We start from the raw sequence: 13975 nt of genomic DNA on the forward strand, positions 1-13975 counted from the left end.
GACTGGACGGCGGGCGCTGTGGCGGACCGCGGTCCGGCAGCGTGCGTAAAAGGGGCCCCGCGCCCCTGCTCGCCGCGAAGCGGCCCTAGAGGGGCGCGGGAATAGCACGCAGAGGACCGGGGCCCGCCCAGTGGTGCCTGCTACGAACGCGGTGCGGCGTACATCTCTTCGATGACCGTCTCGAAGTCCTTCATGACCTGGGCACGCTTGACCTTCATGGACGGCGTCAGGTGCCCGGATGCTTCTGTGAAGTCTGCGGGGACGATGCGGAACGACTTGATGGCCTCGGCCTGTGAGACTGAGGTGTTGGCCGCTGTGATCAGGTCCTGGACTGCCGCCTTGACCACCGGGTTGTTCGCGGCGTCCGCAATGGAGGTGTCCGCGGGGAGGTTGTGGCGCTGCAGCCAGCCGGGGAGGGCTTCCTGGTCCAGGGTGACCAGCGCGCCGATGAACGGCCGGTTGTCTCCCACCACCAGCACCTGCGAGACAAGCGCATCGGCGCGGATCTGGTCTTCCAGCAGGGCCGGAATGACGTTCTTGCCGCCGGCGGTGACGATGATTTCCTTCTTGCGCCCGGTGATCCAGACAAAGCCGTCCTCATCCAGGCGGCCGATGTCACCGGTACGCAGCCACCCGTCGTCGAACGTCTCGCCCGTGAGGTCGGGCCGCTGGTAGTAGCCGCGCATGACGCAGACGCCCTTGGCAAGGATCTCCCCGTCCTCGGCGATCCTGACCGAGTTGCCGGGCAGGGGCTTCCCAACGGAACCGATTTTGATCAGTGACGGGGTGTTCACGGATATGGGGGCGGTGGTTTCGGTCAGGCCGTATCCCTCGAGCACCTGTAGTCCGATGCCCTGGAAGAAGTGCCCCAGGCGTTCGCCCAGGGGGCCTCCGCCGGAGACTGCGTGGGCCACGTGCCCGCCCATTGCCGCCCGCAGCTTTCCGTAGACGAGCTTGTCGAACAGTGCGTGGCGGAGCTTGAGGCCCAGGCCGATGCGGCCGTCCTGCCGGGCCCTGGAGTACGCGATGGCAGTCTCTGCCGCCTTGTGGAAGATCGCTCCCTTCCCGCCGTCCTCGGCCTTCGTCAGGGCGGAGTTGTAGACCTTTTCGAAGACGCGCGGCACCGCGAGGATGAAGGTCGGCTCGTAACTCTGCAGGTCTGCCAGGAGGTTCTTGATGTCCGGGGTGTGGGCCACGGTGGTGCCGGCGGCCATGGCGAGGACTGAGATAAAGCGGGCGAAGACGTGCGCCAGGGGAAGGAACATGATGGTCTTGGCGTTTTCATGGACAATCTCGCCAATGATGGCCAGCGCGTTGTCTGAGAGCTCAACGAAGTTTCCGTGCGTGAGTTCGCACCCCTTGGGCCTGCCTGTGGTGCCGGAGGTGTAGATGATGGTGGCGGTGTCGCGCAGCCCGGCGGTTTTCCTGCGGGCCTCAAGGTCGTCGTCGCTGACGCCCCGGCCGGCTTCGCGGAGGGCATCGAGACCGTTGCCTTCGAGCTGCCAGACATGCTGGAGCGAGGTCAGCGCTTCCGCCGTGACCGCCTGGCGGATGATGTCCTCATGGTGGGCTGCCTCGCCGAAGGCGGCCACAGCACCGGAGTCACCGAGGTTCCACGCAACCTGCGAGGGTGAGGACGTTTCGTAAATGGGAACGGAGACGGCTCCGGCGAACCAGATGGCAAAGTCCACCAGGGACCATTCATAGCGGGTGCGGGACATGATGCCCACGCGGTCGCCGGCTCCCACGCCGCTGGCCATCAGCCCCTTTGCCAGCGCCCTGACGTCAGCCAGGAAATCGGTGGCGGAAATGTCCTGCCAGGATCCGGAGGCATCGAGCCGCGAAAAGAGTGCCGGGTTGCTGGCCTTTGCTGCCTGCCGCAGCACAAGGTCGGTGATGTTGGTCTCCGGTGGGACAACAACAAGAGGCGGAACACTGAATTCGCGCACTATAGCTCCTTTGATATCCGAGGTCCCGCACAGGGGCATGCCTAAAGACTAGTACGCCCGTGCCGGACCATGCAGTATCTAAAGTTACTGGCCAGTAACTTTGCCGTCAACGGTGCGCTGCGACATGTGGGCGGCAACTCCGCCTGTCCACACGGTGCCGTGGAATGTGCCCACCTAGAATGGGGAACTATGTACGCACCGCCCCCCGGCAACCAGCCCGGGCCCCTGAGCAGACCTGCCCCCTGGAGGGCGCGGCCCACCTCGCGCCGGGCGCGGACACAGCACGACGGCGGTGGCTTCCGTGAGCACTTGCGCCTCGGCCGCAAAGGCCTCGCCATTGGCATCGACATCGGCGGCACCAAGGTGGCCGCGGGAGTTGTGGATGCCGACGGCCGCATCCTCAGCGAAGCGCGGCGCGCCACCCCCGGCAGCGACCCCCGGGCAGTGGAGCAGGTCATCGTGGAGCTGGTGGAGGAGCTCGGCAGGGGCCACCGGATCTGGTCGGTAGGCATCGGCGCCGCCGGGTGGATGGACCTCGACGGTGGAACGGTGCTTTTCAGCCCGCACCTGGCCTGGCGGAATGAGCCGCTGCGGGCAAACCTGCAGCAGCTCCTCCGCCGGCCGGTACTCCTGACCAACGATGCCGATGCCGCGGCCTGGGCGGAATGGCGCTTTGGAGCCGGGCAGGGGGAAGACCGCCTGGTGTGCATCACCCTGGGTACCGGCATCGGCGGTGCCATGGTGATGGACGGCAGGGTGGAGCGTGGACGGTTCGGCGTGGCCGGCGAGTTTGGCCACCAGATCATCATGCCCGGCGGGCACCGGTGTGAATGCGGAAACCGCGGCTGCTGGGAACAGTATGCGTCCGGGAATGCGTTAGGGCGCGAAGCGCGGATCCTGGCCCAGGCAAACTCCCCGGTGGCGCAGGACCTGCTCGCGGCTGTGGGCGGGCGGACCGAGCTCATTACGGGTGCGATTGTCACGGAGCTCGCACTTGCCGGCGACCCGGCGTGCCGGGAGCTGATCGAGGAAGTGGGGGAGTGGCTCGGGCTCGGGCTGGCCAACCTGGCGGCGGCGCTGGACCCCGGGCTTTTCGTTATCGGCGGCGGACTGTGCTCAGCAGGGGACCTGTTGGTGGAGCCCGCACGGAAGGCATTCGCCCGCAACCTGACGGGGCGGGGTTTCCGGCCGGCCGCCGGCATCCAGCTCGCTGCCCTTGGGCCGAACGCGGGACTCATTGGAGCTGCAGACCTGTCCCGCGTCAGCAGCCGGGCGCGCCGCTGACGCTATCAGGCGCACTCTTTCCTCTGTTGCCTGGCGGTGCTCTGTTGCCTGGCCGCGCAGCTGGGGAGGGCCGGCCGCGCTAGACGCGTGCGCCGTCGTCGTTCTCGTCTTTTTCCTGCGGCAGCTTCATGATCAGGTACACGGTTCCCAGGACAAACGCCGCAACGATTCCCACGATGGCCAGGAGCGGGGCGGAGCGCCAGAACATCACGGACAACAGGAGCGCTACCGGTCCGCCCACGGCGGCCAGCCAGGCAAGCATGGTCAACGGATCCGTTCCGGCCAGGCTGGGCGGTTCCTCGGGGACGAATTCACCGTCATCCGGGTCCACACCGTAATCACGGGGTCCGGATGGGAAGCCTGCTTCAGTGCCGGGGCCCGGGGTCTGCGCGGGGGCCTGCCGCTCTGCCGCGGACAACTCGGCAGGAGCTGTACCCGCAAGGCCGAGCGGATCGAAGTCGCGGAACGCGGGCGGCCTTGCACCCGGCGCCGCCGTATCCTGGTGCGGTGCCGCATCCGTGGCGGGATCGATGACGGTGCCAGTGCCAGTGGTGCTGCCGGTGCCCGCGTCGGGGGAACCGGATTCAAGCCGGGCCACCAGGTCCAGCCAGACGGCGTCGTCCTGGTTGGCGCCCTGGTCCTGGGATCCGGAATCAGGCCTGTCCATGGTGCGTGGCCTCCAGGTCCGATGCTGCACTTGCCGCCGGCCGTTCCGGATTTCCGCCGGAAACAACCGCCCGGATGAACTCCACGGAGCCCTGGAAGATCTGCTCGGCGTCGTTGTCCAGGGTCGCCACGTGGTAGCTGTTCTCGAGGCGGACCAGGTCCAGGGGCGCGTGCGTCAGTCCGCGGCGGAGCGCATGGATGCTGGAGTCCGAGACCACGTGGTCAATGGCGGAGCGGTAGACCCGGACGGGGGCGGTGACCCGGGGCAGGATCCTGATGGTGTCCTTGAACAGCTTGTTGAGCTCATGCGCGGCAGCTACCGGGGTCCGGGCATAGGCGCCTTCGTCCATACCCTCTTTGAGGATGTCGTTTCCGATGGCCGGCGTACTTTTCATGACCAGCTTCAGGATGCCGGCGAGCGGAGCGCGCGGATCGTCAATGACCAGTCCCGGGTTGACCAGGACCACCCCGGCCACTGGCCGGGTGGCAGCGATCCGCAGGGCCAGCGCGCCGCCCATGCTCAATCCTGCCGAAAAGACGTAGTCGCAGTCCGCGTCCAGCTCCAGGTAGGCGTCATCCAAGGCACCGTGCCACTGCTGCCACCGCGTACGGGCCAGTTCCTGCCAGCTGGTGCCGTGTCCGGGCAGCAGGGGCATGCGCACGGCGAAGCCGGCGCCGGCCAGGGCCTGGGCCCAGGCACGCAACCCGTGCGGGCTGCCGGTAAACCCATGGGAGAGGACCACGCCGATGCGGGGCCCCCCGCCGCTGCAGCTGCTGCTGAAGGGACTGTGGTCCAGGCCGGAGGTCATGGAGTCTCCAATGCGGTGTTCTGGCGGGCGAGGGCGTGGAAGAAAGCACTGGATTTCGCAAAGATCTCCGGGGCGTCCACATCCAGCGTAGCCACATGTCCGCTGCTGTGGAGGTCCACCACATCAGTGAGGTGCGCGCCGAGGCCTTTGCGGAGCAGAGCCAGGGAAGTTGGCGGAACCACCGCGTCGGTGCGGGACTTGAAGACCTGGACAGGTGCCGTGACCTTGGGCAGGCCGCGGGCAGCGGCGCCAAACAGCTTCTTCAGCTCGTGCACGGCAGCCAGGGGAGTGCGGGAGTAGTCCCCGTCATTGGTGACTGCAGCGGTCGCCTGTTCCTCTTCTATAGGGAGGGTTGTCCGCTGGAAGTACTTCAGCACTCCGATCACCCGGACCCGGCGGTCGTAGAAGCTCAGGCCCGGGTTGACCACGGACACCCCGGCAACGTTGTGCCTGGAGGCGGCCAGCAGCGCAATGGCCCCACCCATTGAAAGTCCGGCCACGAAGCATGTCCCCGTTGTCCGCTCGAGCTCCAGGTAGGCGGCCTCGAAGCTGCGGTACCAGTCGCTCCAGCGCGTCCCCGCCAACTGGCGCCAGTCGGTCCCATGGCCCGGCAGCAGGGGGACGGTTACGGCGTAACCCTGCGAGGCAAGGTGCTGGGCCCACGGCAGGACACTGAGGGGGCTTCCCGTGAAGCCATGGCAGATGGCTATGCCAATCCGTGCATTGGGCCCGTGCCCGGGATAGCTGAAAGCGGCAGGAGGGGACGGGATGCTGCTTTCGCTCATGCCACCATCGTGTCACTGTTCCGGACAATTCTCACTAGAGTAGGGTTGCATTGAACTGCCGGACAGGCCCGACGCGGGGCCTGCAGGCCGCCTTCCGGAGGGGTTTCTCACGTGTTCTATTGGGTCATGAAGCGGATCTTCCTCGGTCCTGTGCTGAAGCTCCTTTTCCGCCCCTGGGTCAAGGGACTGGACAACATTCCGGCTGACGGCCCGGCAATTATTGCGTCCAACCACCTCTCTTTTTCCGATTCCATCTTCATGCCGTTGATGGTCCGCCGGCCGGTGGTTTTCCTGGCCAAATCGGAGTACTTCACCGGCACGGGTATAAAGGGCAGGCTGACTGCCCTGTTCTTCCGCCTGACCAACCAGCTGCCCATGGACCGGTCCGGGGGAGCTGCCTCGGCAGCCTCGCTGACAGCCGGCATGGAGGTCCTCTTGAATGGCGGACTTCTGGGCATCTATCCGGAGGGGACGCGGAGCCCGGACTCCAGGCTCTACAGGGGCAAAGTTGGCGTGGCCAGGCTTGCGCTGCAGGCCGGGGTTCCGGTGGTACCTGTCGCAATGATCGGAACGGACAAGGTGCAGCCCATCGGCAAGAGGCTGCCGAACATCCGCAGGATTGGCATGATCTTCGGCGAGCCCCTCGACTTCAGCCGCTACCGGGACCAGGCGGAGGACCGCGACATCCAGCGGAAAGTCACCGATCAGATCATGTTCGAACTGATGCGGCTCTCCGGGCAGGAATACGTGGACGAGTACGCCGCGGTGGTAAAGCTGCGGCTGGCGGGCAAGGCCGTGGAGCCGGCAGCTACCGCAGAGCCCCTGGCATCCCCGGCGCCTGATGGCGGCAGTGGGGAGCCCTCTCCCGGCGACAACCAAGGCATCCCGCAGGACATGCGCAAAGCGGACGACGGCGGGGCTGCCGCCGCCGGGTGAGCGGGTTGTGACGTTGCGGGCGGTGTGCGTGACAGCGCGGTGTCCCGGGGACCTGCGCGACCGCTAGTCTTAGATGGTGACTGAGCTATCTGCAAAACCCGCCTTTTCGCTGTCCAGCACCGCCCAGAGCGGAGCAGCCGACTATCCCGGACTTGATCACTGGCGGGACCTCCCCATCTCGCAGCAGCCAAGCTGGCAGGACCGTGACGTGTTCGACGCCTCGGTGAGGGAACTCTCCGTCCTTCCCCCGCTGGTTTTTGCCGGAGAGGTGGACGTCCTCCGCGAGCGGCTGGCCGCCGCCGCCCAGGGCAAGGCCTTCCTGCTGCAGGGCGGTGACTGCGCCGAAACCTTCGAGGCCGCCACGGCAGACAAGATCAGTGCCCGGGTCAAGACCATCCTCCAGATGGCCGTGGTGCTCACCTACGGTGCCGCCATGCCCGTCATTAAGATGGGCCGCATGGCCGGACAGTTCGCCAAGCCCCGTTCATCCAATGACGAGACCCGCGACGGCGTAACCCTTCCCGCCTACCGGGGCGACATCGTGAACGGTTACGAGTTCACTCCAGAGTCCCGGGGCCACGACGCCTCCCGGATGCTCCGCGCGTACCACACGTCCGCTTCCACGCTGAACCTCATCCGCGCCTTCACACAGGGCGGGTTCGCGGACCTGCGTTCGGTACACCAGTGGAACAAGGGCTTCACCGAAAACCCGGCACACGCACGCTACGAGTCCCTGGCCCGCGACATCGACCGTGCCATCAAGTTCATGGCCTCCTGCGGCGCAGACTTCGAAGCCCTGAAACGGGTCGAATTCTTTGCCAGCCACGAAGCACTGCTGCTGGACTACGAGCGGGCGTTGACCCGGATCGATTCACGCACCGGATTCCCGTACGACACCTCCGCCCACTTCCTCTGGATTGGCGAGCGGACCCGCGAACTGGACCACGCGCACGTTGACTTCCTCTCGCGGGTACGGAACCCCATCGGCGTGAAGCTGGGCCCGTCCACCACCGGAGATGACGCCCTCCGGCTGATCGACAAGCTGGATCCGGAGCGGGAACCCGGCCGGCTGACATTCATCACCCGCATGGGGGCCGGCAACATCCGCGAGAAGCTGCCCGCCGTCGTCGAAAAAGTCACCGCGTCCGGCGCGCAGGTTCTGTGGGTCACCGACCCCATGCATGGAAACACCGTGACGTCCCCCAACGGCTACAAGACACGCAATTTCGACGACGTCATTGACGAGGTGCGCGGCTTCTTCGAAGTGCACCACGCGCTGGGGACCGTTCCCGGCGGCCTGCACGTGGAAATGACCGGCGACGACGTCGCGGAGTGCCTTGGCGGGGCCGACCCCGTGGACCAGGACGCGTTCCTGGACCGTTACGAGTCGGTCTGCGACCCGCGGCTAAACCACATGCAGTCCCTCGAAATGGCCTTCCTGGTAGCCGGAGCCCTAGCCAAGCGCTGACACCGTCCGGTGGTGTGGGCGGTTCCTCGCCTACACCACCGTCAGGGTAATCACCGAGCCCTCGGGGACTTCCTTGTTTACGGGATCTTGATCCCGGACCGTGCCGAAGAAGCCGCCGAGGATATTGTTCACTTTCACGTCGAAGCCGAGCTGGCGCAGTGCCTGTTCGGCTTCCTTGGCCTGCTTGCCGATGTAGCTGGGAACCTCAACCATCCGGGGTCCCTTGGAGATGGTCAGGGTCACGGTGCCGCCCCGGGTGAGCGTTCCGTCCGCCGGTGCCTGGCTGACTACAGCGCCTTTGGGAACGTCCCGGCTGAAGACCTGCTCGCCGGCCACCTCCGGCTGGAGCCCGGATGCCGTGATGGCAGCAGCGGCATCGTCCTGGTCCTGGCCCACAACCACCGGCACGGGGATGGGCTCTGGTCCCTTGGACACGATGAGGCTCACGGGCGTGCCGCGCCGGACATCCGTACCTGCCGCGGGATCCTGCGACAGGACTGTACCGGCGGGAGCCTGCTCATTGAACTGTTCCGTCACAGGGCCCAGCGCCATTTCCGCAGCGTTGAGGCCGTTCTTGGCCGCCTCCAAAGTGCCGCCGGACAGCTCGGGCAGCGGAAAAAGCTGGGGACCCTTGGAGACGAAAAGGGACACGGGCTGGAACTTCCGGATTTCCGCGCCCTCGGCCGGTTCGCTGCCCACCACCAGACCCGAAGGCACGTCGTCGTCGAAGACGTCCCTGGTGACGGACTGGAAGCCGGCGTCGCTGAGCAGCTGCTGCGCCTGCGCCACGGTTTTGTTGGCGACGGAGGGGATTGACGCGGCGGCGCCGGGGCCCATACCGAAAAACCAGCCCGCGCCCGTGGCCAAGAGGGCGGCAACCACCAGGATCATCACCCACAGGACGCCGCGGCGGCGGGGATTTCCCTCTCGCAGCGTCCGTGCGGGGGTGGCCGCAGCCCGGGCGCGTACCCTTTCATCCTCCCTGTCCGCCTTGCGTTGGGCGCGTTTGCCCAGCACCCGGGGAGGGGGAGCCCATGCCTGGTCCTCGTCGGGTGGTGAAAGGGTGCGCCTGGCACCGCCGGGCACCGGACCAGAAGGCTGCATGTTGGACCGGGACGGGCGCGGCGAGGGCGGGTAGGCGGGCGCTGCCGGCTGTCCGTATGGCAGCACCGTTGTGGGATTGTTGGTGCGGCCGATGACCTCGGTGGGATGCTGGACGTGCCCGGTGTCAGCCCGCGTGCCGTCGATAAACTCGGTTTCATTGCCCCCGGCAGGCTCCCGGGGCGGAGGGGGACCCAGGGGCGGGGACGGATTTTTGCGAGGCGGAAGCCGTTGGTCCCCGCGCGGGGTGCCTGCTGCCCCTGCAGCAGCCGCGGGCGGACGCAGGTCCAGTTCAGCATCCGTCAGGTTGGTCCTGATGTGCCGCAATTCCTGGAGCAGGGCATTCCCGTCCACCGGCCGGTTCTCGGGGTCGCTGGCGGTACACCACTGCACGAGTTCGTCCACTTCGGCGGCCAGGCCCGGGACCAGGGCCGACGGCGGCCCCACTGTGCCGTGGACGTGCTGGTACGCCACCTGGATGGGCACTTCGCCGTCGAACGGCTGCCGTCCGGTAAGCATCTCGTACAGCATGATGCCCAGGGAGTAGATGTCGCTGCGCGCGTCAGCCGGGCGTCCCAGGACGAGTTCAGGGGAGAGGTAAGCGACCGTACCGATCAGGGCGCCGGTGCTGGTGGCGGTGGTGACGGCGCGGGCCAGGCCGAAATCCCCGATCTTGATCCGTCCGTCGTCGGAGATCAGAACATTCTCCGGCTTCACGTCGCGGTGGATGAAGCCGGCGGCATGGGCGGCGCCGAGCCCTTCCACCACCGGGTCGATCAGCGCCAGTGCCAGCCGCAGCGGCAGGGCGCCCTTCTCATTAATAAGGTCACGCAGGGTGTGGCCCTTGATGTATTCCATGACCAGGTACGCCGTGGGGCCGTCGTTCCCCTGGTCGAGGACCCCCACCACGTGGGGGTGGGACAGCTGTGCAGCCGCCTTGGCCTCCCGGCCGAGCCTGCCTAGGAAGTTGTCATCAGCGGCGAGGTGCGGATGCAGCACCTTGAGGGCCACGTCCCGCTCCAGCCGCTGGTCCGTGGCAAGGTAGACCGTGGACATGCCGCCGCGTGCGAGCTTGGACCGCACGGCGTACCGGTTGTCCACCAGCGTTCCTACAAGGGGGTCAGACACGTGTTCCTGCACCCTACGATCCTAATCCCCGCAACGGAACGGGCCCGAACCAATACCGGTCCGGACCCGTGCCGAATGCCCCGCCGCTACAGGGCGCTTGGTGTTCCGGCAGTTCAGCCGAAGTTTTTCTGGTGTGCCTTGATGGCTGCGACATAGGCCTTGGTGTCGTCGTACATACCGTACTTGCTCACCGAGTACTGGCCCTGGTAGTAGCCTGCGATAGCCGTGTCCTTGTCCTTGCTGGTGGCCAGGAGTTGGCGGATGATTGCCACGCCGGCCGTGGCGTTGTCATAGGGGTCCAGCAGGTTCAGCTTGCGTCCCACAAGGTCAGATGCCCACTGGCCGGAGGTAGGGATGACCTGCATGGTTCCGATGGCGTTTGCCGGGGAAACTGCCCGCTGGTCGAAGCCGGATTCCTGGTGCGCGAACGCAAGGGCCAAGGAGGGTTCCACGCCCATGCGGCGGGCGGTGTCCGCCACGATGTTCCGCATTTCGGCGCGGGAAGGCACCGGGGAGGCGTTCAGCAACGCCTTGTTCTCGTTCGCGGAGCTGACAACTGCGGCAGGGTAGCTGAATCCGAGGAATGAGCTCGGGACCAGCGGGGTTACCGAGGCGGCCGGCTGCGGCGCGGCAGCCTGGCCGTTGGAACCAGGGATGGCCAGCTTGTTGCCCGGGTAGATGACGCTGGTCATGGCCAGGCGGTTGGCGGACAGCAGTTCGGAGAGCTTAACGCCGTGCCGGGACGCTATCGCGGAGAGCGTGTCTCCGGCTTTGACGGTGTAGGAGCCGGAAACGGGAGCCGCAGGCGCGGCAGGAGCTGAGGTTGAGGCAAGCCCGCCCCCGGAAGGAGCCGCGGCGGGCGCGGGAGCCGCATCGCCGGCACCCACCTTGATCTTCTGCCCCGGGTAGATGATGGAGCGCATGTTGAGGTTGTTCCACGAGAACACATCGGACAGGCCTACGTTGTGCCGGGCGGCGATGGCACCCAGCGTGTCACCGGGCTTCACCGTGTAGGTGGCTCCGCCGGCAGGTGCGGCTGCGGGAGCGGAAGGAGCGGGCGCGGCGGAGGGTGCTGCCGGCGCAGTGGCCGAACCGGAAAGCTTGATCTTCTGGCCGGGGTAAATGATCGTGTTCGCCTGCAGGTTGTTCAGCTTCAGGACCTCAGCGGTGTCCAGCCCGAATTTGCCGGCAATGGCGCTGATCGTGTCGCCGCGGGCAATTGTGTACTCGGCCGGAGCCTGCGGCTGTGAGGGCTTGAATGCGGAGGGGATGGCCGTCGAGACCGACGACGCCGGGATCACTGCCGCGGTCGCCTGTGCGGCCTGGGCTTTCATGGCCGCTGCAAGGGTGCCCGGGATGGAGCGGACGGGCTGCTCGGCAGCAGCGGGCTGGGCCAGGGCCAGGGATGACAGTACAACCGCTGGCAGCGCTGCCGTCGTTGCGGCGAGCATAGGCAGGCTCGGCTTGGGGGGCTGCTTGTGCGAGCGGGACATCGTCATGGAAAGAATCCTCTTCTCAACTGCGGGCGCGGGCGGGGATGCCGCTGTTTCCGATACTACTGTTACTGCTGTTAATGCTGTTACAAATGTGGTCAATGAGAATCTCTCACGGATTGTTGATTAGCACAAGAATTCAGGGAACAGCTGCAAGGAATAATTTCGGGAGTGTCCGCAGGTCAATGGATACCCGCTGAATGCATCAACTAGGCGACGGGGCGCACGCCGTGGCAACCTTGATCCGTGAGTAACGTAGAAAACCTTGTGGGCGAATGGTTGCCCCTGCCCGACGTCGCCCGTTTACTGGATGTTTCCATCACAAAGGTGCACAGCCTGCTTGATGAACGAGCCCTGGCGGCGCTGCGGGTTGGTGACCGGAGAATCAGGTCGGTGCCCGCGGAATTTATCCAGGACGGCCAGGTGGTGGACAGCCTCAAGGGAACAATTGTTGTCCTGTCCGACGCCGGATATTCGGACGAGGACCTGATCGTATGGCTCTTTACCCCGGATGAGTCATTGCGCGGACGCCCCATTGATGCCCTGCGTGAGGGCCGGAAAACAGAAATACGTCGAAGGGCTCAGACGCTCGCCTGGTAATTCCAGGCAATCGTGAATCCGGGCACCCGCCCGGTAATTGCGGCACGGCACTTCGCTGGCCGGCCGCAAGCCGCTAGGAGGCCCGGCTGACAGTCGCTTCAGCCAGCCTCCGAAGGGCAGTCTTTGGCAGCTCGACCAGGGGGAGTGCCTCCAGGGCCTCGAACGCGGCGGCACCGAATTCATTGATGAGGACCTCGGTGGCCGCCAGCGCCCCGGACTCCTCAATGATCCGCCGGAGCTCGTTGATGTCTTCTTCCGAGAGGTCCGGGCTCCCAAGCCTGGCGTCGATGAAGGCCGCCTCGCCAGCCGTTGCCTGGTCCATGGCCAAGGCAACCAGTACCGTGCGCTTCCCCTCCCTCAGGTCGTCGCCGGCCGGCTTGCCGGTTGTCAGCGGGTCACCAAACACGCCGAGCACGTCATCCCGGAGCTGGAACGCTTCCCCCAGGGGCAGTGCAAACGCCGAGTAGCCACGGAGCAGGTCATCGGACGCTCCCGCGAGGGCTCCTCCAAGTGCCAGCGGATGTTCCGTGGAGTACTTGGCGGACTTGAAACGGATGATGGACTGCGCCCGCGAAACTGCGCCTGCGCGGTCCCTCGCGGGCCCGGCCACTTCTTCCAGGATGTCCAGATACTGGCCTGCCATCACTTCAGCCCGCATGAGGTTGAAGATCAGCCTTGCCCTGCTGCCCGCAGCTGCCCGCTCGCCAATGTCCGTGAAGGCTTCCTCGCTGAAGGACAGGCAAAGATCTCCCGCCAGTATGGCCGCGGCCTGCCCGAAACGCTCGCTGTCCAGCGCCCAGCCTTGTGAGCCGTGCAGATCGCTGAACCGGCGGTGGACGCTGGGTCCGCCCCGCCTGGTATCGGAACGGTCGATGATGTCGTCGTGGATCAGTGCAGCGGCCTGGAACAACTCGAGGGCGGCGCCTGCAGTGACCACCTGCCGGGCTGCCGGTTCTCCGCCGGCTCCCCGCCAGCCCCAGTAGCACATCAGGGCCCGCAGGCGCTTGCCGCCGGTGACCAGGTTGGAGATTGAACCCATGATTGGATCAATGTCCGGGGAAATGGAGGACATGACTGACTGCCGCGAGGCAAGGAACCCGGTCAGCTCGCCGGCCACCGCCGCCACGAAGTCTGCCTGTTCATGCCTGAGCTGCTCGGCCGCCGTCACTTGGCTGACTCAGCTGGCACGTTGGCGCCGATGGTGAAAGTGGAAACTCCCGCTGCTTCAACAACGGAGATGTTAACAGTCTCGGTATCACCCCGGACGAAGTCCCTGGAAGCCACTGCCCCCACGGCCTCGCCGGGTACGGCCTTGAAGCCCTGCCCTTCAAGCGCCTTGACGTAGAAGTCGAGGACTGCTGCGGTGGGGGCCGCAACGGTCCCCACCAGCGCGGCAGTTGCGGGGGTGGATGCTTTATCGAAACTGCTTGAGACAACGGTGGCGCCCGGCATCAGGGGAAGGAGCTGCTGGGGGAACCCAGACACGAGGGCGCCAACCGTGGCGGAGGTGTTGGGCGTAGCCGAAGGGCTCGGGGAAGCAGTAATGGTGGACTCGGAAGCCGCCGGCGCCGGGGCGGAGGCCGAAGGGTCCGGGCTTGCTGACGGAGTTGGACTGCAGGCTGCAAGGGCCAGGGCTGCGCCTGCAGCGAGAGCTGCCGTGCCTGCTGGCTTGAGGTTTCCAAAGACCGTCACAGGGACTTTCCTCCTGGTGTTGATGCCGGATTCAGCCTTCAGTTTAGTCAGTACAAAACGGCTA

At 66.1% G+C, this 13975-nt stretch carries 12 protein-coding genes; 4 read left to right on the plus strand and 8 right to left on the minus strand.

The window, feature by feature from the left end; genetic code table 11:
* Nucleotides 1-140 precede the first annotated feature (140 nt).
* The gene (locus tag ACIQF4_RS15705) at nucleotides 141-1949 is read right to left on the minus strand and encodes an AMP-dependent synthetase/ligase (RefSeq protein WP_350002175.1); all 1809 of its coding nucleotides are present in this window, start codon (nucleotides 1947-1949) and stop codon (nucleotides 141-143) included.
* 189 nt (nucleotides 1950-2138) lie between these two features.
* Here ACIQF4_RS15705 and ACIQF4_RS15710 point away from each other — a divergent pair, with 189 nt between their 5' ends.
* Nucleotides 2139-3233: an ROK family glucokinase gene (locus ACIQF4_RS15710; protein ID WP_350002176.1), complete on the plus strand. Its 1095-nt coding sequence runs from the start codon at nucleotides 2139-2141 to the stop codon at nucleotides 3231-3233.
* Between the two features lie 79 nt (nucleotides 3234-3312).
* Here ACIQF4_RS15710 and ACIQF4_RS15715 read toward each other — a convergent pair whose 3' ends face one another.
* Genes ACIQF4_RS15715 through ACIQF4_RS15725 form a run of 3 tightly spaced genes read right to left on the minus strand, consistent with a single transcriptional unit; the run spans nucleotide 3313 to nucleotide 5493 of the window.
* Nucleotides 3313-3900 (minus strand): hypothetical protein, encoded by a 588-nt coding sequence (locus ACIQF4_RS15715; protein WP_400517392.1) that lies wholly within the window; start codon nucleotides 3898-3900, stop codon nucleotides 3313-3315.
* Nucleotides 3887-4708 (minus strand): alpha/beta hydrolase, encoded by an 822-nt coding sequence (locus ACIQF4_RS15720; RefSeq protein WP_400517393.1) that lies wholly within the window; start codon nucleotides 4706-4708, stop codon nucleotides 3887-3889. The genes ACIQF4_RS15715 and ACIQF4_RS15720 overlap by 14 nt, the downstream gene beginning before the upstream one ends.
* Nucleotides 4705-5493 (minus strand): alpha/beta hydrolase, encoded by a 789-nt coding sequence (locus ACIQF4_RS15725; protein ID WP_400517394.1) that lies wholly within the window; start codon nucleotides 5491-5493, stop codon nucleotides 4705-4707. The genes ACIQF4_RS15720 and ACIQF4_RS15725 overlap by 4 nt, the downstream gene beginning before the upstream one ends.
* 111 nt (nucleotides 5494-5604) lie before the next feature.
* Between ACIQF4_RS15725 and ACIQF4_RS15730 the strand changes: the two genes are divergently transcribed.
* Together ACIQF4_RS15730 and ACIQF4_RS15735 are read left to right on the plus strand one after the other, a co-directional pair.
* Nucleotides 5605-6429, plus strand: coding sequence for a lysophospholipid acyltransferase family protein (locus tag ACIQF4_RS15730; RefSeq protein ID WP_400517395.1), 825 nt, complete (start codon nucleotides 5605-5607; stop codon nucleotides 6427-6429).
* 73 nt (nucleotides 6430-6502) lie between these two features.
* Entirely contained in the window at nucleotides 6503-7897 is a 1395-nt protein-coding gene (locus tag ACIQF4_RS15735; protein ID WP_400517396.1) for a class II 3-deoxy-7-phosphoheptulonate synthase, read from the plus strand.
* Between the two features lie 30 nt (nucleotides 7898-7927).
* Here ACIQF4_RS15735 and ACIQF4_RS15740 read toward each other — a convergent pair whose 3' ends face one another.
* Both ACIQF4_RS15740 and ACIQF4_RS15745 read right to left on the minus strand, forming a co-directional pair.
* The gene (locus ACIQF4_RS15740; RefSeq protein WP_400517397.1) at nucleotides 7928-10138 is read right to left on the minus strand and encodes a PASTA domain-containing protein; all 2211 of its coding nucleotides are present in this window, start codon (nucleotides 10136-10138) and stop codon (nucleotides 7928-7930) included.
* A gap of 101 nt (nucleotides 10139-10239) precedes the next feature.
* Entirely contained in the window at nucleotides 10240-11625 is a 1386-nt protein-coding gene (locus tag ACIQF4_RS15745; protein ID WP_400517398.1) for a LysM peptidoglycan-binding domain-containing protein, read from the minus strand.
* Between the two features lie 240 nt (nucleotides 11626-11865).
* Between ACIQF4_RS15745 and ACIQF4_RS15750 the strand changes: the two genes are divergently transcribed.
* Nucleotides 11866-12219 (plus strand): Rv2175c family DNA-binding protein, encoded by a 354-nt coding sequence (locus ACIQF4_RS15750; protein ID WP_231456635.1) that lies wholly within the window; start codon nucleotides 11866-11868, stop codon nucleotides 12217-12219.
* Nucleotides 12220-12292: 73 nt separating this feature from the next.
* On the opposite strand, the gene ACIQF4_RS15755 is transcribed toward ACIQF4_RS15750, so the two are convergent.
* Together ACIQF4_RS15755 and ACIQF4_RS15760 are read right to left on the minus strand one after the other, a co-directional pair.
* Nucleotides 12293-13387, minus strand: a complete 1095-nt coding sequence (locus tag ACIQF4_RS15755) for a polyprenyl synthetase family protein (protein WP_350002185.1) — start codon at nucleotides 13385-13387, stop codon at nucleotides 12293-12295.
* Nucleotides 13384-13911: a hypothetical protein gene (locus ACIQF4_RS15760; RefSeq protein ID WP_350002186.1), complete on the minus strand. Its 528-nt coding sequence runs from the start codon at nucleotides 13909-13911 to the stop codon at nucleotides 13384-13386. Before ACIQF4_RS15760 ends, ACIQF4_RS15755 begins: the two co-directional genes overlap by 4 nt.
* Between the last annotated feature and the right edge of the window lie 64 nt (nucleotides 13912-13975).

It is taken from the genome of Pseudarthrobacter sp. NPDC092202 (assembly GCF_044755505.1).
Classification (GTDB): domain Bacteria; phylum Actinomycetota; class Actinomycetes; order Actinomycetales; family Micrococcaceae; genus Arthrobacter.

What these genes read in the sequence shown, in the direction of transcription:
- ACIQF4_RS15710 (WP_350002176.1), top strand. Translation starts at nt 2,139, where the DNA reads ATGTACGCACCGCCCCCCGGCAACCAGCCCGGGCCCCTGAGCAGACCT.
- ACIQF4_RS15715 (WP_400517392.1), bottom strand. Translation starts at nt 3,900, where the DNA reads ATGGACAGGCCTGATTCCGGATCCCAGGACCAGGGCGCCAACCAGGAC.
- ACIQF4_RS15720 (WP_400517393.1), bottom strand. Translation starts at nt 4,708, where the DNA reads ATGACCTCCGGCCTGGACCACAGTCCCTTCAGCAGCAGCTGCAGCGGC.
- ACIQF4_RS15725 (WP_400517394.1), bottom strand. Translation starts at nt 5,493, where the DNA reads ATGAGCGAAAGCAGCATCCCGTCCCCTCCTGCCGCTTTCAGCTATCCC.
- ACIQF4_RS15735 (WP_400517396.1), top strand. Translation starts at nt 6,503, where the DNA reads ATGGTGACTGAGCTATCTGCAAAACCCGCCTTTTCGCTGTCCAGCACC.
- ACIQF4_RS15745 (WP_400517398.1), bottom strand. Translation starts at nt 11,625, where the DNA reads ATGACGATGTCCCGCTCGCACAAGCAGCCCCCCAAGCCGAGCCTGCCT.